The sequence below is a fragment of the Hugonella massiliensis genome (assembly GCA_001486445.1).
Classification (GTDB): Bacteria; Actinomycetota; Coriobacteriia; order Coriobacteriales; family Eggerthellaceae; genus Hugonella; species Hugonella massiliensis.
This window is the reverse complement of sequence record LN908986.1, coordinates 266,803-283,932: the sequence shown is the minus strand read 5'-3', so window position 1 is coordinate 283,932 and position 17,130 is coordinate 266,803. Positions and strand designations below refer to the sequence as shown.

The window sequence follows — 17,130 nt, the reverse complement described above, 5'->3', positions numbered from 1 at the left end:
ACGGTCGGGCCTTGAGCGCGTGCCCGGCGTCAGCCTGGTGGAGCCCCAAGGCACCTACCTCATGTGGCTCGACTGCGCGGGGCTTGTCCACCGCCTGGGAGACCGGCCCCTCGACGACTTCATGGTCAACGAAGCCCGCCTGTGGATGAATGCCGGCACCAAATTCGGCGGCGCGCAGGGCGGCAACTTCGAGCGCATGAACATCGCCACCCAGCGCGCCACCGTCAACGAGGCGCTTGCCCGCCTCGCCCGTGCCGTCGATCGCCTGTGACGAAGGCGGCAAAGCCGCCCACGCGGGAAGGCCGCCTTCGCACGAGCACCTGCTTCGATTGCGCATGCGGCACGGATGTGCCGAAGTGCAGCGGATTTCAAACCCCGCTGGCACAGATGCATCGAAATGCAGCATGGCTCTTTTGCCCCGTGGCGCAAAAGAGCCGAAGTGCAGCATAGACGATGCTGCACTTCGATGAATCCGTGCCCACCTTGAGAGAGTCCTTACTGCACATCGGCATATCTGTGCCAGACGACGCGCATTTTTACTGCACATCGCGCAATCTGTGCCATCATCGCCGCAAGATGGCGCAACGAGCGTTGAACCTCACCGAGTCGACGGAGCCCGGCGCGTGCACCGCCACCCTGGCCGTCGCCCTGGCGCAATCCATAGCGCCCCGAAGCGCAAAAAAGCGGGCCCTCCGAAGAGGGCCCGCTTACCGCTAGGGCGTATGCGCTGCTTAGCCGATCGTGGAGCCCACGAAGCCCGGCGTCTGGTCTTTCTGCAGGACGTCGTGCGCGCCGCCCTCGACGATCGACGTCGCCGACACGAGCGTGAGCTTGGCGTTCTGCTGCAGGTCGGGGATCGTCAGGCACCCGCAGTTGCACATGGTCGACTTCACCTTCGAAAGCGTGACCGTCACGTTGTCCTTCAGGCTGCCCGCATAGGGAACGTAGGAGTCGACGCCTTCGACGAAGGACATCTTCTTCTTTTCGCCGCCCATGTCGTAGCGCTGCCAGTTGCGGGCGCGGGCCGAACCCTCGCCCCAGTATTCCTTCATGTAGTTGCCGTTGACCGTGACCAAATTCGACGGCGATTCATCGAAGCGGGCGAAGTAGCGGCCCAGCATAACGAAGTCGGCGCCCATGGCGAGGGCCAGCGTAATGTGGTGGTCGTAGACGATGCCGCCGTCGGAGCAGATGGGCACGTAGACGCCCGTCTCCTCGAAGTACTCGTCGCGCGCCTTGGCCACTTCGATCGTCGCCGTGGCCTGGCCGCGGCCGATGCCCTTCTGTTCGCGGGTGATGCAGATGGAGCCGCCGCCGATGCCGATCTTCACGAAGTCGGCGCCCGCTTCGGCCAGGAAACGGAAGCCGTCGGCGTCGACCACGTTGCCGGCGCCCACCTTGACGGTGTCGCCGTAGTGCTCGCGAATCCAGGCGATCGTGTCGGCCTGCCAGGCCGAATAGCCTTCGGACGAGTCGATGCACAGGCAGTCGACGCCTGCCTCGACCAGGGCGGGCACGCGTTCGGCGTAGTCGCGCGAGTTGATGCCGGCGCCCACCATGTAGCGCTTGTGCTCGTCGAGCATTTCGTTGGGGTTGCTCTTGTGCGAGTCGTAGTCCTTGCGGAAGACCATGTACATGAGCTTGTCGTCTTCGTCGACCACCGGCAGGGAGTTCAGTTTGTTGTCCCAGATGATGTCGTTGGCCTGCTTGAGGGTGGTGTCGCCCGGGGCCACGATGAGCTTCTCGCGCGGGGTCATGAAGGTGGCGACCTTTTCTTCGGTGCCCATGCGGGACAGACGGTAGTCGCGTTCGGTCACCACGCCGAGCAGCTTGCCGTGGGGATCGGCGCCTTCGGTCACGGGCATGGTGGAATGGCCCGTTTCCTCCTTCAGCTTGAGCACGTCGCCCAGGGTCATTTCGGGCGAGAGGTTCGAATCGCTCACCACGAAGCCGGCCTTGTAGGCCTTGACGCGGGCGACCATGGCGGCTTCGTCTTCGATCGACTGGCTGCCGTAGATGAAGCTCATGCCGCCTTCGGTGGCGAGGGCCACGGCCATGCCGTCGTCGGACACAGCCTGCATGATGGCCGACACCATGGGGATGTTCAGGCTGATCGCGGGTTCTTCGCCCTTCTTGAACTTCACGAGCGGCGTTTTCAAGCTCACGTTTTCAGGCGTGTTCTCGTGACCGGTGTACCCCGGGACGAGCAGGTACTCGTTGAAGGTGCGCGAAGGTTCGTCGAAAATAAAGGCCATTGATGCATCCCTTTCAAAGCGATTCGTTACGACGTATGGCTTTGGTCATTCATTATAAGCGCGAAAGCCCACCGCGTGCACCCTCGACAACATGCACAAAAGGCGCGCCGAGCGGGGCACTCGCACGAAAACGGGCGCCCCGAAAGGCGCCCGTAGCACGGCTCTGTTTACGCGTAGGCCAAGAAGGCGGTGTAGCACTTTTTGGCTTCGTAGATGTCGGCCTTGCTCGTAACCTCCCACGGGGCGTGCATCGAAAGCACCGGCACGCCGCAGTCGATGACGTTCATGCCGTATTTGGCCAGGATGTAGGCGATGGTTCCGCCGCCGCCGATATCGACCTTGCCGAGCTCGGCGGTCTGGAAGTACACGCCGCCCTTGTCCATGACCGCGCGCACCTTGGCCATGTATTCGGCGTTGGCGTCGTTGCTGCCGCTCTTGCCGCGCGACCCGGTGAACTTGTTGAAGACCACGCCGCGGCCGAGGAAGGCGGCGTTCTTCTCCTCGAAGGCGGAAAGGTAGAGCGGGTCGATGCCGGCGCTCACGTCGCTCGACAGCATGTTCGACGAGGCCAGCGCGCGGCGCAGAGCGAGCTCGCCCGGTTCCCCGGCCAAATCCATCACTTCGGCGACCGTGTTCTCGAAGAAGCGGCTCGTCATGCCCGTGGCGCCCACGCTGCCGATCTCCTCCTTGTCGACGAGCAGGCAGACGGCCGTGCGGTCGAGGTCGCCCGCTTCGAGCTGGGCGACCAGGCTGGGATAGGCGCACGAGCGGTCGTCCTGGCCGTAGCCCAAGATCATGCTGCGGTCGAAGCCCAGCTCGCGGGCGCGGCCGGCGGGCACCACTTCGAGTTCGGCCGACAGGAAGTCTTCCTCCTCGAACCCGTATTTGTCCTGGAAGAGCTTGAGCAGGGCGGCCTTCACCGGCTCTTTGGCGGCCAACTCCTCGATCGAGCCCTCTGCGGCGTTCTTGGCGTCATCCTTCGACACGACGAGCGGGCGGCTGCCCACGAGCACGTCGAGGTCCTCGCCTTCCACGACCTTGGCGCCCTTCTTTTCAAGCTGCTGAGCGCCCAGGTGAATGAGGAGGTCGGTAACGCAGAAGACCGGGTCGGCGGGGTCTTCGCCCACGTTGATCGCAACCGTGGTCCCGTCCTTTTTCACGACGACGCCGTGAATCGCGAGCGGCAGGGTCACCCACTGGTACTTCTTGATGCCGCCGTAATAGTGGGTGTCGAGCAGGGCGAAGTCCTTCGATTCGTAGAGGGGGTTCTGCTTGACGTCCATGCGGGGCGAGTCGATGTGGGCGCCCAGAATGTTGAATCCCTCTTCGAGCGGGGCGCGGCCCAGCTGAACGAGCATGACCGATTTGCCGAAGTTGCTCGCGTAGACCTTGTCGCCCGGTGCGAGGGGCTTGCCCTGGGCGCGGGCCTCTTCGAGGCTCACGTAGCCGGCGGCGCGGGCGAGTTCTATAGCGCGGGCCGCAGCTTCGCGCTCGGTCTTGCAGGTGCTGATGAAATCGATGTAGTCGGCGGCAAGGGACTCGACCGCCTCTTCGTCGGCGGCACCGTAGGCCTTCCACGCGTTCGTGCGTTCCATCCGTGCTCCTTTCGCTTGGAATGTGTTTGCGCCTATTATCGCCCCGCCGGGGCAGGCGCGCCGAACTTTCCACCCGTTCGTTACCCACTGGGAGACGAGGCAGCGCTCGCCAGCGCAGCGGGGAGGCGGCCTTCTTTGGCTCCGTGCGCGCCGAAGAAGGCCGCCTGATTTAGTTATTGGGAATTGTTACTGTTATATGAATCTCTCAGATAGAGCTGGCGCTTCGCCGCCGTCGTGCTTTAATGCGAATAGGCGCCGAGGAGAGACAAAACCACCAACCCCGCGGAGCCGAGATAGCAGACTGCCAATGAGCAGGACGCGTTCGACGCGAACGCGCAACGCAAGGAGGAAACATGGCAAAGAGCAATTTCAACGTCGTCCCCAACCCCACCGCGAAGGCCGGCACCACCCTGGAGAACCTGAAGTCCGCCGTCAACGGCGAAACCGGCGCCACCACCAAGTACGCCGCCTACGCGAAAGCCGCTGAAGAGCAGGGCTTCCCCGCGGTCGCCCGCCTGTTCGCCGCCACCTCCAAGGCCGAGCAGATTCACATCAACCTCGAAGCCGGCCTGATTCGCAAGGCCTTCGAGCCCGATTTCCAGAACCCCACGGCCGAAGCACCCGAACCGCTGTCCACCGACCTCAACCTGATCGACGCCGCCAAGGGCGAGATCTGGGAGACGAGCGACATGTATCCGCAGTTCATCAAGGCCGCCGAAGCCGAAGGCAACGACGAGGCCGTGCGCATCTTCACCCGCGCCAAGCTGGCCGAAGGCTTCCATGCCCAGCGTTACATCGACGCCTACAACACCCTCGACAAGCCGACCGACGAACACTACTACGTCTGCCCCGTCTGCGGCTACATCCACAAGGGCAAGACCGAAGACCCCTGCCCCATCTGCGGCGCCAAGGCTTCTGTCTTCCTGGAATTCTAGGACGCACGCCTACAAGCTAATTGCCACGAAAAGCGCTCGGTTCCCCGGGCGCTTTTTGCATGCGCAAGGCCCTACGCAGGAGGGCTGCGACCGCTCCCGCATCCGCCGTCCGAAAGGGCGCCCCCGCAGGGCCCGGGCAGATGCATATTTCACGACAAAGCGGGCGAATTCGCCCGCTACCCGAACGACGTCGGCGGCGACGGTTAGAATGATGCCTATGGGAAATACGGCGCACGACATACTGACCGACGAACGCGGCGTGAGCATCGTCTTCGCCGTCATCCTCGTCGTCGTCTTGCTCGTGATCGGCGGCATCCTCGTCACGACCGGCTACGCCAACTTCTCGCGTGCGACGACCGACCGCCCCGCAGCGCAGAACGAGAAGACGGTCGCAAGCTCCGCCGCCTTCGTGCAGGGCAAGATGAACGGCGCCACGGTCGCCGCCGTATCCGCCGACGACCTTTCCCAAGGCTTCGCATCGGCCGACGTCCCGTGGATCGAACACCTGCTCAAAAAAGACGGCGGAAGCGTCACCCTGAGCGTGCGGGGCGACGGCCTGCCTGCCAACGCGCTGCGCGACGTCACCGTCGCATCGAAGCAGAACGGCCCGACCACCTACCGGATCTTTGTCTACGTGGCCGGCGAAGACGGCAAGGCAAGCGACTCCGTCATGAAATTCGATGTGACCGTGGGCTATCAGGCGTCCGCCGCCTCCGGCACCCTTTCAGCCACCACCCCCCTGCGGGCAGGCGATGGCTCATGACGCGCACCAGCACGCAGCGCACCGCCGGCTTCACGCTCGTGGAGGGCATCGTGACGATGGCGATTCTGGCCATCGTCCTCGTGCTCGTGGGCGGGATCCTCATGTCCACCTCGCGCGTCCTCCACCAGCAGCAGCTTGCATCCGCCAGCGATACGATCGTCGCCACCGTGGGCGACGCCGCCCAATCGGTTCTGGTCGGCGTCGAACCCTCGACCGTGCACCTCGTCACGGAGACGAACGGGGCTACCTCCCTCTTCTTCGTCACGAAGGCCACCGACAACAGCCATCCGGCCGGCTCCTACAAGCTCTTCGCGAAAGACGCCGATGGCGGCGCCGGTCAGGGAGGCCTTTGGATCGCGCGGGTCGGCAACGCCGGCACGGCGCAGGCCGAATCCGTCGACCCCGCCACGGTCGACGCCAGCCTGACCACCTCGCTCGTACCGGCCCCCACCTACACCGTCCAAGGAACGGTCACCACCTGCTCGCTTGGCGGCACCGACGCCGACCCCACGCTCACCATCAGCGTGCGCGACGGGCAAGGCAACGACGTGCGCGAGGCGACGGTGTCCCTGTTGGCCGTGCCTGGCGAGGGGGCGTAAGAACATGGGATGCTTCCGTACCAACCGCAGGGGCTTCACCCTGGTCGAGCTCATCGTCGTCCTCGCGATCGGCGCCCTGCTTGCGGGCCTCACCATCCCGACCGCCATCCCCTGGTACCAAAGCCAGAAGGCCCTCGAGCGCGCGGCCAACGCCCAAACCATCTACACCACCGCACAGCACAACATCGTGTCGCTAAGATCCCAAGGCGCTCTGGACGATTACGAGGGCGGCTACCTCACCGCCAGCAAAGCCTCGACCGACAACAAAGACCTCGGCCGCGCAACTTTGGCGTCCTGCATCGCCCGTGCAGGAGCGGCCGTCGCGCCCGCCAAAGACCCCGCAGGCGAAGGCGGCTCCGAACGCTGGGACGCCGACCTCGTGGTGCTCGACAGCGCCCAGGCCGACGGCAGCGCGCAGGCAGCCCTTTCCGAACTTGTGCCCCATCCCGACACCCTCATCGCCCACAGCACGTTTGCGGGCCCCTTCGCCGGCCCAGGCCGTTACTTCGTCATCCTCAACCCCCGCACCGGCTACGTCTACGGGGTCTTCTACTCCGAAGACGCCAGCCTTAGCTACGACGACGTCTACGCCCACCAAGACGACGCCGACTGGCTCGGCGCCCACCAGGTCGCTTTCTACGGCGGCGTCACCCAGCTGCCCATTAAAGCCGACGAACAGGCCATGCGCACCTACGTGGGCTACTTCGAGCTCGACGCCGCCCACAACGTCACCGGCCTCTACGGCTACGCGGTTGATGAAACGGGCGCCGTGAACGGCACCGTCTCGTCCTTCCTTTGGGACAACAACGACATTTCCACCGCCTGCTACGGCATCCTTACAAGCGATACCGGCCTGGAAGCCAAGCTCAACGAGGCCGACCTCGACCTTGGCAACCCGATCGACGTCGTGCCGCTCGACGGGGAAGAGGGCCTGCCCGGCTCCATGAAGCTCTATGTCTACAGCGGCAACAGCGACACCTGGACCCCCGACAACGCGTGGACCGACGCAAGCGGCAAGACGGCCTCGTTCAACGTCAAGCAAGACTTCGCCGCCGAGATCGCCCTTAATGCAGACGGCGGTTCCGCGAGCTTCGGCACCACCCACCAGGTGCGCACGGCCGACCAGCTGCAGCACATCTCCAAACCCACGAGCACTGCCGATGCCGCCGCCTACCTCGGCGCCGACCAGACCTTCTTCCAGACCCACGACATCGTGATTGCAAGCGATTGGCAGCCCATCGGGCTCGTAAACGCCAACGGGTCGGTCAACGCCCCCTTCAAGGGCACCTACGAAGGCGCGTTCGCCGACGCGGGCGACCGCACGCAAAGCGACCTTTCCAACGCAGACGGAACGAGCTACGGCTGCAGCACGCCGGCCACCGAAAGGCTTGTCGCGCTCGAGGCGGGCGCGTCCAACGCCACCTTCCAGCCGCGCGTCTACCTGGCGAGCGGCGCCAACTTCCAAGCCGGCCTTGGCGCGGCCCAGATACCGGACTGGGCTCCGGCAACAGGAGCGGGCGTCTTCGGGTCTGTGGAGGGCGGCACCATCTCTCACGCCACCCTTTCGGCCCAGGGCCCGGTCGACCTCGAGACCCTTACCGCCTCGACCGTCTCGGGCCTCCTCGTCGGAACAGCGCGTAACGCCACTATCGACGACTGCGCGGTCGACCTGAGCAATCGGCAAACCGCAAGCTGGAACACCGCATATGCCACCCGATCGATCGCCTTAGAGGAAAGCCGTTCTTGGAGCAACAGCGCCCTCGCTGTTGGCGGTTTGGTAGGCACGGCAGACGCTGTCACTTTCGTCAACAACCACATTGTGCTAGCGGCAAGCAATAGCTCGCTCGCCTCATCGCTCACGCTTTCCGCCCAGGGGCCCGACACAAACGCCGGAGCGCTGGTCGGCAGCGCCCAAAACGCAACTTTCGACCGTGCGGGCAACGGCGTGAGCGTTACGGGGATGCCCGGCAGCGAATCGTCCGCCGCCCTTTCCGTCACCGCCAACGGCGGAAATTCAGCTACAGCGGGCGGTTTCTGCGGCTCCCTCGAAGCCTCCTCCATAGACGATTCCACGCCCTCGAACACGGGCGACGCACGAACGTCCGCCCTGACGAGCACCGATGCCACCGTGAACGTGACGGCAACCAACGCCCGAACCACCTACGCAGGAGGATTCGCAGGCAGGGTGACCGCGTCCTCCACCGTCGCCAACGCCTTCCAGACGAACGGCCCCGTTGCCGCGGGAGACGGTTCCTCCCTCACCGTGACTGCCAAGGGCCCCAGCTGGGGCACCTCCTGGGCGGGCGGCTTAATCGGCTATCTGAACGGCAGCGCAATCAAGGGCGCCGCCCCTGCCTTCTCTACTCAAATGTCCGTCACCGCGAGCGATCAGACCGTCTACGCGGGCGGCATAGTCGGCCAAGCCGAGAGTTCCACCATCACCGATCTGAATCCCACCCTCGACGGCAACTCCATTGCCGTACATGCGCAGGGCGCCGACGGCGGCGGAAACGCGTGGGCCGGCGGTTTGGTGGGCAGCCTGGCCAACAAGAGTGCGCTCAAAGGGGCTGACGCAACCCTCAAAGCGCACACCGCCTCCACCGCCGCCACCGCCCAAAACGCCTACGCGGGCGGAGCTATCGGCACGGCAGACAGCTCTTCTGTCTCCTCGCTGAGCCCCACCGTCAGCAGCGACTCCTTCGCAGTGAGCGCGCAAAGCGCCGACGGCGACGGAAAAGCCTTGACGGGCGGCCTTATCGGGAGCCTGTCCAACGCAAGCACGCTCGATGGCAGCAACGCCACGTTCAAGGCTCAGACCGCCTCGGTCACCGCCAACGCCATCGCCAACGCCTACGCGGGCGGCCTGGCGGGGCAGGCCGACAGCTCTTCACTCTCCTCGTCCAACCCCGTCTTCGGCAGAGGCTCCTTCACCGTGAGCGCTCAGGGCGACGCGGGCTGGGGCAACAGCTATGCGGGCGGCACTATCGGTCAAGCGACGAGTTCCTCCGTAGCCTCCTTGACCCAAACCGTCGACGGCACGTCCGGCGACGCCGCCCTCTCCATCGACGCCACGGGCAACAGCTCGCGCGCCGGTGGGTTCGCCGGCGACGTGACGGGCGCAAACAAGGGCATAGGGCTTGCTTTCGACACCCTCGCCCTCGCCTCGGGCTCCCACAGCGCCAACCTAAAGGTGGGATCTGGCGATACCCTGCATGCCGCGGGCTTCGTCGGATGGCTGAGCAACACAGAGATGGCGAACTGCGCCCTCTCTTCCGACAACGTCACCACGGGGGCTTCGAAAGTCACCTTGGACCAGCGCACCTACTCACCGGCCTCCGGCATGGTCGCCGTGGGCGAACGGGCGTCGATCAGCAACAGCTTCGCAGAAGCCAACATCGCTTCGCTAACGGCGAGCGGTATCGGGTTCTTCTTCGGATCCGACCAAAGCGATCAAGCGACGACGATCGCCAACTGCGCCGCCATCGGCATCGTATCGGGCAGCAACGCCTACGGGTTCACTATCGACCAAACCAAGAATCAAAGCCGCGGCGGAATCCTCGCCTACGCTCCCAACAAGATTTCGAACTCCTACGCCGCCGTGAAAGTGGACTCCGACGCCACAGACGCTCAGCTCGCCGACTTCTGCGAGATGGACACCGACTGGTGGGGCACCTCCACACCGCCCGAAAACCTATCCAACTGCGCCACCGCGGGGACCAAGAACACCGACTTGGGAAGCACCTGGGCTCGAACGACCGGCCGCCTTTCGACGTTCACCTATCGTTCGGCCACAAACGGCACGCTCGCCGCGCAGTTGGGTTCCGCCTTCCACGCCACCACGACCAGCTCGTCCCGCGGACCCTTCCCCGTGGCCACCACCACCTCTAAAGGCGCCAATGTGAGCCCGGCCGACTACATCAGCTCCTGGTAGGACGACGAACGCGCGAGCGAACTGCAGGAGCAGATTCTCGACCAGATGCTCACTATTGCGAACGCCCATCAGGATGCCGCGCGAGAAATGGACTGGAGGGGCCGCAGCGTGCTCCGTAGCAGCGACTTCCCGCCCCAAAGCACCGCCGTCGGCTCGCTTAGCTGGATGAAGAGTCAGCTGCGCGCCGCAGGCACCAACGCGAGCGATCCCGATGCGCTCAGAATCATCGATACGCTCACCGGCTATCAGGTCGAATTCGGCCCCCGTGGGGAATCCGCGCGCTACGGCGGCGTATGGGCCCAGCTGGGCACCACCACCTACCAGCTCACCGGCTACGAAGACGACGGCGCGGGCAATCTCGACGGCGTCTGGACCACCTCCTAAGCGCGCAGGCCAAGCCCTCACACCAAAGCGCCTCCCTTCTCATCGATAGAGAAAGGAGGCGCTTTCAGAGAGCGCAGAAGACGGCCGATATGCGCAGCGACGCCCGCAAGCCCCGGCGGCACGCAGCCGCTGCAAGGCGAGCGCTAGTCGCCCGCAGAACCATCGCGATAGGCGTAGAGCGTGCCGTTGCTGTAGAGGTCCACGTCGTCGTAGGCGGTTCCATCGATCGTCACGGTCACCGAAGAAGTCTTCTCCATCGGCTCGTTGACTGCCGCGTCCGAACGCGTTGCCGCCCGGTTCAGGTTGCTGCCCGTGGTGAACAAGGCGAAGAAACCCACCAGGATGAGGGCAATCACCAAAAACGCGACGAGGGATTCCACCAGGGTTTCGCCGTGCCGGCTTGCGCAGACGGCACGCACGCGAGCCGCAGGGTCCTCTCCGATGCGCCCCCTCATCGCAGGCCCAGCCTCTCGACGAGCTCGCGCCTGTCGTTGCTGAATTCCTTGGCCCGCTCTTCGGAAATGAGGCCGCGGTGCACCTTGTCGACCAAATCGGCGTTGAGCGTGTGCATGCCGACCGCCGCCCCCGACTGCATCACGTTGGAAAGCTGGAAGGATTTGTCGTCGCGCACGATGTTGCGCACGGCATCGGTCCCCACGAGCACTTCGGTCGCCGCGCAGCGCCCACCGCCGATCATGGGCACAAGGCACTGAGTGATCACGCCGGCGAGCACGTTGGCCAGCTGCACGCGCACCTGGTCCTGGGCTTCGGCCGGGCAGGCGTCGACCACGCGGTCGACGGTGAGGGCGGCTCCCGTGGTATGCAGGGTCGACAGAACCAGGTGGCCCGTTTCGGCCGCCGTGAGGGCTGCGGCGATCGTTTCGTGGTCGCGCATCTCGCCCACCAGAATGATGTCGGGATCCTCGCGCAGAGCGCTGCGCAGGCTCCCGGCGAAGCCCTTCACGTCGCGGCCCACCTCACGCTGCTGGATAAGGGCCCGCTTCTGCTCGTAGACGTACTCGATCGGGTCCTCTACCGTGATCACGTGCTTGGCGAAGTTGTCGTTCACGTAGTCGACCATTGAGGCGAGCGTCGTCGACTTGCCCGACCCCGTAGGCCCCGTGACCAACACGAGCCCGCGCGGCAGCTCGGCCAGCTGCGTCACCACCTGTGGCAGCCCCAGCTCGGCAATCGAGGGTATCGTGTTGTCGAGCAGGCGAATCGCCGCGCACACGCCCCCGCTCGTGCGAAAGACGTTAACGCGCTGACGGTTGCCGTCGGGCGTGGCGAGGGCCATGTCGACGTCGTTGCCCTCATCGAACCAAGCTCGCTGGCCGCCGTCGAGCAGGCCCAAGACCATCCGCTCCTTCTGGTCATCGTCGATTTCGTAGGGAGCGACCACCAGCGATCCGTCCTTGCGGAAGAACACGGGCGACCCCGCTCCGAAATGCACGTCGGAAGCGCCCATTTCACGCGCCCGCATGATGATGTCGATAAGGTTCATAGTCGCACCTTCTACGCTTGATAGGCGATCTTCAGAAACTCCTCCATGGTGGTCTGCCCCGCCAGCACCGCAGCCGCCGCTTCCTCCTGCAGGGTCTTCATCCCCTGTTTATCGCGTGCGTACGCGCGGATGTCGGCACTCGATGCATGATCGGCCACCATGCGCTTGATCTCGGCATCGGCCACGAGCACCTCGTGGATCGACAAACGGTTTTTATACCCGGTCTGACCGCAGTTATGGCAGCCCGCCCCCTCGCGCAGCATGACCTTCGTTCCGGGCGCCGCCCCCAAGAGCTCGAGTTCGTGGTCGGTCGCGGGACGTTGGGTCGCACAGTGAGGGCACACCTTGCGCATGAGGCGCTGGGCCACGATGCCGGCCAACGACGTCGCCACCATATAGGGAGCCACGCCCATGTCGACCAGGCGATCGACCGAACTCGCCGCGTCGTTGGTGTGCAGGGTCGACAGGACCAAATGCCCGGTGATTGCCGCGCGCACCGCAATCGACGCCGTTTCCGCGTCGCGCGTCTCGCCCACCATGATGATATCGGGGTCTTGGCGCATAAGGGCGCGCAAACCCGCTCCAAAGGTGAGCCCCGCCGTTTCGTTGACCTGCATCTGGTTCACGCGAGCCAGGTTGCGCTCGACCGGATCCTCGATCGTCGAGATGTTCACCTTCTCGTTGGCGAGCGCCTGCAGCACCATATAGAGGGTGGTCGTCTTGCCCGAGCCCGTGGGCCCCGTAAGGAAGATGATGCCGTTGGGCGTATCGAGGATATGGCAGAACCGCTCGTAGTCTTCGGGCCCCATGCCGTAGGTGGTGCGGAAGTCGATCGGCGTGTTGTTGGAAAGCAGGCGCAGCACCGCCTTCTCGCCGTGTACGGTAGGGATGACCGATACGCGCACGTTCACATCGTTGCCGGCCACCATCGTGCGGAAATGCCCGTCCTGGGGCAGGTAGCGCTCGGCGATATCCAAGTTGCTCACGATCTTGATGCGCGCGATGAGGGGAGCATGCACCGACCGCTTGATGGTGAGGTAGTCGTTGATCACCCCGTCGACGCGGACGCGAATCGCGGTGAAGCCTTCGAAGGGCTCGATATGGACGTCGGAAGCACCCGCCACGTAGGCGTGGTGGATGAGCGTGTTGAGCAGGTGGACGATAGGGGCGTCGGCATCCGTCGACGTATCGAGGTCGACTTCGGCCAGCTGGTCGATGTCGTCGAATGCGGCGCTCGCATCCTCGGCCTCCATGTAGGCGCTCGCTTCGCGGTAGTAATAAGCGAGCGCGCGCTCGAGCGGGGCCTTCTTGGCTATGCGCACGCTCACCGGGTAGCCCGACACCTGGCGGATTTCTTCGAGGGAGAAGTAGTTGATCGGGTCGTTGGTGACCACCACGAGCTCGCCGCCTTCGAGCGCCACCGGCAAGATACCCGTTTGGCGAGCCGTTTCTTCGGGCACGAGGCGCACGGCGTTCATGTCGACGTTGAGCTGGGACACATCGACGATCGGCACGTCGAGGCGCTGTGAAAGGGCCTGGAGCATCTGGTCTTCGGTAATGAACCCCAGATGGATGAGGGTCTCGCCCAAGCGCACCCCGCGATGGGACCGCTGGTAGGCCAGAGCGGTTTCAAGCGCATCGTCGTCGATGTAGCCAAGGCCCTTCAGAATGTCGCCGATGCGCAGATTCCGCAGGCGTTCGCGTGCAGCCATAGGTCGCCGTCCTTATCGATCGAAAGAATAGAGGGCCAGCACGCAGGTGACCTGCCAGTCACCGCTCGCGTCGGCCGCGTTCGTGCGGGTGCGCTCGGTCCATTCAAAGCCCTTGACGCGGATGCCCGGATAGGCGGTAGATGCCATGTCGTTCACGAATCCCTGCAGCACCGTCCGATCGCCGGCGAGCGACACCTGCACGTCGGTTTCGTAGATGCCCGTCAAGTCGCCCGCCTCGGGCGTCGCCAACGTGGCAAGATCGACCTTCTGGGCACTGCCCGTCGAGGTCGACGACGCATCCTGCGACGCATTGGGGGCGGTGGCCGAAAAGGTCGAGGCTGCCGCCGTGCCCGTGCCGGGCACGATCTTCACATCCATGATCGTCGCAGGGTAGCCGGTCATGATGCCCGTTATGAGGTCGCCCACCTGGGCCGTCGTCATCACCGGGTAGAAGCCCGCCAACTGGGAAGCCGTCTGGGCATGGTAGTCGTCCGCCTGCGCCTTGAGCCCATCGGCAAGGGCGGGGTCACTCGCCTGCGCCACCTGGGCAGACAGGGAAGCCGCCTGGTCGGACAAGCTGCCCCGCGCCTCCCAAGCGGGCAGGATAAGGCCCCATGCCGCCAGCACGATGACGACAAAGGTGCCCGCAATCGCAATGAGCTTGCGGTCGCGCGCGGTCACGGTCGTATCGATTGCCATCTACTTCGCCTCCTGGCTACCGGTCGCCCCATGCAAGGTGAGGGTGATGTCGAGCACCCATTTGCTTTCCTGTCCCGATCCGCCCGACGTCGAGGTGGTCTGGTAGGCGTAGCCCGTATAGCTCACGTCGAAGGCGGCCTCCTTCGTCAGGCTGTTCACAAACGAGCTGATGTTGTCGGGGTTGTCGGCCTTGGCCGTAATCACGTACTGGCCGGTCGAGGCGTCGTAGGTATCGGCCTCGTAGGTCACGAGGCCCTGCGCGCAATCGGCGATCGTCGCCTCGATGGCGGCGCCGGGTACGGGGAAGGTGGCAAGCGCCGACGAAAGCCTGCTCGCCGAAGCGAGCTCTTGCGCGGCCGTATCGCTTGCCGCCGCCGCGTCCTTGTAAGCCGCAAGCTGCTGCTGGGCGCTGGGATCGGCGAGCGCCGCCTTGGAAGCGTCAATATCGGCTTGGAGCCCCGCATTTTGGAAGGCGAGCACGCCGGCTATCGCAAGGCAGACGACGAGTGCCGCCGCTGGAGCTATGAACGATTTGGCCAGCGGCCCCATCGCGCGCCCCGTAGCCTTCTTGCCTGCGGCAAGATTGCCTATCAGCTGGTCGTCGCCGCCTTCGCAGAGCAAGGCCGACACCACCGGCAGGCAACGTTCATAGAAGTCGGGCGCCACGGGGCAGGACGGGGAGACGAGCGCGTCGAGCGGAACTACATCGACGGGCAACTGCGGGTCGATTTCCGCAATGCCCTCCGTCGTGGCGTGCACATCGGCCGCAGCAAGCCCCAGCACGTACACGTGGTCCAAAGTGCCGGACCCAATCTCCGAAGAGGCAATGAACTGGCGCGTACCGCTCACCGAATGGGCCAGTTCGGCGCCGAATTCCGGCGTCCCCGAAACGTTGAAGAGCTGCTGGGAGGTCGAGTAGCGATAGCCGCCGTCTTCGTAGAGCAGGGTCAAGGCGCGCGAGCGCTCCACCTGCAGGTAGAGGTTGAGACCCGGCTTGTGCGCGGCCAGGGCTTCGCAGGCGCGGATGGCCGTATCGTACGTGCCGTTCACGGACGCCAGGGACACCCCCGCCTCGGCGAAGGCCCGCTGCATGCGCTCGACTATCGTCCGATCGATGGCCACCACCGTCACGCGACAGGTGTGGTTCTCTTCGTTGGTCTGCGCCACGCGATAGGAGAAGAGGGGGTCGGTGATGCGCCCCATGCCTGCCAGTTCGCGCATGATGTAGGCCTCAAGGTCGCGGCTCTTTTTGAAGATCGGCGCGTTCAACGAGCGCACGGTGAACCGGCGGCTGTGCATGACGAGCGCCACGCCGCCTGAAGGCAAGCCGTGCTGACCCCAAAATTCGCGCACGGTCGACGCAAAGGTGGCCGGGTCGACCACCACCCCGTCGCGCACGCTTCCGGCGAGCCCGTCGAGTTCGCACACCGTGTCGATCTGCGCGGGACGCCCGGCACTCCCCACTGCGACGACCAGCGCCTCGTCGGTCAAATATGCAACCGTTTTACTCATCGGCTCCTCCTAATAGCCCGTCGTACCGGCGCCGATGCTCTGGTACGACGAGTAAATCGGCACAATCACCGCGATGATGATAAACCCCACGATAAAGGCCATCAGCACGATCATCGCGGGTTCCAGATAGCCGACCATCCGCTTCATCGCCTCTTCCGCTTCGAAGTCCATGGTATCGGCCGTCGATGAAAGCATCTTCTCGAGCGAACCCGATTCCTCGCCGATGCGCACGCTTGCGACGAACTTGCTCGAGAGGCCGTCGACACCGGCAAAGGCCTCCGAAAGCGGATGCCCCGACAACACGCTATCGATCACCGCGGGAAACTGCGACTCGATATAGGCGTTTCCCACGGTGGCGCCCCCGATCTGCAGGGCCGTGACCGCCCCGATGCCCGCGTTGTAGAGCGACGCGAAGCTGCGCGCGAAGCGGGCCGTGCAGACCATCCGCTCGTTCTTGCCGAAAAGGGGCATCTTGACCTTGGCCTTGTCGACTGCCCGGCGCACCTCTGGCACGCGCACGGCGAAATTCCACACCAGCACGCAGGCGATGGCGGCCACGATGATCTGAAGCCAGTAGTTCGCCACGAAATCGGTGATGGCGAGCAGGATGACGGTCGCCGTCGGCAGGCTGGGCATCTGGTCGAAGAGGCTCTTGAACTGCGGGAGTACGAACCCCACGATGATGGCCACCACGACCACGATAAGGACCGCGAGGATTTTCGGATAGAGGGTGGCCGCCTTGATGCGCGACGCGAACTTGGCCTGCTTGTCGTACTGCGCGGCCATGTTGGCGAAGACTTCGGCCATGTTGCCCGATTCTTCCGACGACCGCACCATGTTCACCAACAGCGGCGGAAAAGCCCCCTTGGTTTCGGTCATGGCTTCGGAAAGCTGGTTGCCCTTCTTGACCGAATCGATGAGGCCCTTGTAGATGGCGGCTTCGTCGGATGAGGTCGTCTCCTCTTCGGCGATGATGCCGAGCGCGCGAATAAGGGGCACACCGGCGCCCAGCAGCTCGGAAAGCTTGAAGCAGAACTGGGCGAGCACCCGATCCTTGATTTCCCGGGCCACGCGATCGCGCGCGGTCTTTTCTTCGGCGAAAAGCAGGGCCAGGCCCTCACGTTTGAGGTTAGCCTGGAGGTCGACGTCGTCGTTGGCTTCCGCTTCACCTTTCACCAGCTTGCCCTGCGCATCTTGCGCTCGATATGAGAAGAGCGCCATAGCGCCTCCTTCGGCATTCT

At 64.5% G+C, this 17,130-nt stretch carries 14 protein-coding genes; 6 read left to right on the top strand and 8 right to left on the bottom strand.

The genetic code is table 11. The annotated features are described in order from the left end of the window. Nucleotides 1–19 precede the first annotated feature (19 nt). Nucleotides 20–271 carry a hypothetical protein gene (locus tag BN3270_RS03745; RefSeq protein WP_148335479.1) on the top strand — a complete coding sequence of 84 codons (252 nt, stop codon included), beginning with the start codon at nucleotides 20–22 and terminating at the stop codon, nucleotides 269–271. Nucleotides 272–731: 460 nt separating this feature from the next. On the opposite strand, the gene BN3270_RS03740 is transcribed toward BN3270_RS03745, so the two are convergent. Together BN3270_RS03740 and BN3270_RS03735 are read right to left on the bottom strand one after the other, a co-directional pair. Next, entirely contained in the window at nucleotides 732–2,255 is a 1,524-nt protein-coding gene (locus BN3270_RS03740; protein ID WP_058985837.1) for an IMP dehydrogenase, read from the bottom strand. A gap of 167 nt (nucleotides 2,256–2,422) precedes the next feature. Continuing rightward, nucleotides 2,423–3,850, bottom strand: a complete 1,428-nt coding sequence (locus tag BN3270_RS03735; protein WP_058985836.1) for an aminopeptidase — start codon at nucleotides 3,848–3,850, stop codon at nucleotides 2,423–2,425. Between the two features lie 353 nt (nucleotides 3,851–4,203). On the opposite strand from BN3270_RS03735, the gene BN3270_RS03730 reads away from it, so the two are divergent. From BN3270_RS03730 to BN3270_RS03710, 5 genes are all read left to right on the top strand, one after another. Beyond that, a complete protein-coding gene (locus BN3270_RS03730) occupies nucleotides 4,204–4,785 on the top strand; it encodes a rubrerythrin family protein (protein ID WP_058985835.1) in 582 nt (193 codons plus the stop codon). Between the two features lie 217 nt (nucleotides 4,786–5,002). After that, nucleotides 5,003–5,548: a hypothetical protein gene (locus BN3270_RS03725; protein WP_148335478.1), complete on the top strand. Its 546-nt coding sequence runs from the start codon at nucleotides 5,003–5,005 to the stop codon at nucleotides 5,546–5,548. Then, a complete protein-coding gene (locus BN3270_RS03720) occupies nucleotides 5,545–6,147 on the top strand; it encodes a pilus assembly FimT family protein (protein WP_058985833.1) in 603 nt (200 codons plus the stop codon). Before BN3270_RS03725 ends, BN3270_RS03720 begins: the two co-directional genes overlap by 4 nt. 4 nt (nucleotides 6,148–6,151) lie before the next feature. After that, a complete protein-coding gene (locus BN3270_RS03715) occupies nucleotides 6,152–10,078 on the top strand; it encodes a type II secretion system protein (RefSeq protein ID WP_058985832.1) in 3,927 nt (1,308 codons plus the stop codon). Nucleotides 10,079–10,186: 108 nt separating this feature from the next. Continuing rightward, nucleotides 10,187–10,462 (top strand): hypothetical protein, encoded by a 276-nt coding sequence (locus BN3270_RS03710; RefSeq protein WP_271711915.1) that lies wholly within the window; start codon nucleotides 10,187–10,189, stop codon nucleotides 10,460–10,462. A 143-nt stretch (nucleotides 10,463–10,605) separates the two neighbouring features. On the opposite strand, the gene BN3270_RS03705 is transcribed toward BN3270_RS03710, so the two are convergent. The 6 genes from BN3270_RS03705 to BN3270_RS03680 are packed head-to-tail and all read right to left on the bottom strand — an operon-like array spanning nucleotide 10,606 to nucleotide 17,110. Further along, on the bottom strand, nucleotides 10,606–10,917 hold the full coding sequence (locus BN3270_RS03705; RefSeq protein ID WP_148335477.1) for a type IV pilus modification PilV family protein: 312 nt from the start codon (nucleotides 10,915–10,917) through the stop codon (nucleotides 10,606–10,608). Beyond that, nucleotides 10,914–11,966, bottom strand: coding sequence for a type IV pilus twitching motility protein PilT (locus BN3270_RS03700; protein ID WP_058985829.1), 1,053 nt, complete (start codon nucleotides 11,964–11,966; stop codon nucleotides 10,914–10,916). The genes BN3270_RS03705 and BN3270_RS03700 overlap by 4 nt, the downstream gene beginning before the upstream one ends. 11 nt (nucleotides 11,967–11,977) lie before the next feature. After that, nucleotides 11,978–13,678, bottom strand: a complete 1,701-nt coding sequence (locus tag BN3270_RS03695) for a GspE/PulE family protein (protein WP_271711914.1) — start codon at nucleotides 13,676–13,678, stop codon at nucleotides 11,978–11,980. A 12-nt stretch (nucleotides 13,679–13,690) separates the two neighbouring features. Beyond that, nucleotides 13,691–14,377 (bottom strand): type II secretion system protein GspM, encoded by a 687-nt coding sequence (gspM, locus tag BN3270_RS03690; protein WP_058985828.1) that lies wholly within the window; start codon nucleotides 14,375–14,377, stop codon nucleotides 13,691–13,693. Further along, complete coding sequence (locus BN3270_RS03685; RefSeq protein WP_058985827.1) at nucleotides 14,378–15,889, bottom strand: type IV pilus biogenesis protein PilM; 1,512 nt, start codon at nucleotides 15,887–15,889, stop codon at nucleotides 14,378–14,380. 9 nt (nucleotides 15,890–15,898) lie between these two features. Continuing rightward, on the bottom strand, nucleotides 15,899–17,110 hold the full coding sequence (locus BN3270_RS03680; protein ID WP_058985826.1) for a type II secretion system F family protein: 1,212 nt from the start codon (nucleotides 17,108–17,110) through the stop codon (nucleotides 15,899–15,901). Nucleotides 17,111–17,130 lie beyond the last annotated feature (20 nt).

What these genes read in the sequence shown, in the direction of transcription:
- BN3270_RS03740 (WP_058985837.1), bottom strand. Translation starts at nt 2,255, where the DNA reads ATGGCCTTTATTTTCGACGAACCTTCGCGCACCTTCAACGAGTACCTG.
- BN3270_RS03735 (WP_058985836.1), bottom strand. Translation starts at nt 3,850, where the DNA reads ATGGAACGCACGAACGCGTGGAAGGCCTACGGTGCCGCCGACGAAGAG.
- BN3270_RS03730 (WP_058985835.1), top strand. Translation starts at nt 4,204, where the DNA reads ATGGCAAAGAGCAATTTCAACGTCGTCCCCAACCCCACCGCGAAGGCC.
- BN3270_RS03725 (WP_148335478.1), top strand. Translation starts at nt 5,003, where the DNA reads ATGGGAAATACGGCGCACGACATACTGACCGACGAACGCGGCGTGAGC.
- BN3270_RS03720 (WP_058985833.1), top strand. Translation starts at nt 5,545, where the DNA reads ATGACGCGCACCAGCACGCAGCGCACCGCCGGCTTCACGCTCGTGGAG.
- BN3270_RS03715 (WP_058985832.1), top strand. Translation starts at nt 6,152, where the DNA reads ATGGGATGCTTCCGTACCAACCGCAGGGGCTTCACCCTGGTCGAGCTC.
- BN3270_RS03705 (WP_148335477.1), bottom strand. Translation starts at nt 10,917, where the DNA reads ATGAGGGGGCGCATCGGAGAGGACCCTGCGGCTCGCGTGCGTGCCGTC.
- BN3270_RS03700 (WP_058985829.1), bottom strand. Translation starts at nt 11,966, where the DNA reads ATGAACCTTATCGACATCATCATGCGGGCGCGTGAAATGGGCGCTTCC.
- BN3270_RS03695 (WP_271711914.1), bottom strand. Translation starts at nt 13,678, where the DNA reads ATGGCTGCACGCGAACGCCTGCGGAATCTGCGCATCGGCGACATTCTG.
- gspM (WP_058985828.1), bottom strand. Translation starts at nt 14,377, where the DNA reads ATGGCAATCGATACGACCGTGACCGCGCGCGACCGCAAGCTCATTGCG.
- BN3270_RS03685 (WP_058985827.1), bottom strand. Translation starts at nt 15,889, where the DNA reads ATGAGTAAAACGGTTGCATATTTGACCGACGAGGCGCTGGTCGTCGCA.
- BN3270_RS03680 (WP_058985826.1), bottom strand. Translation starts at nt 17,110, where the DNA reads ATGGCGCTCTTCTCATATCGAGCGCAAGATGCGCAGGGCAAGCTGGTG.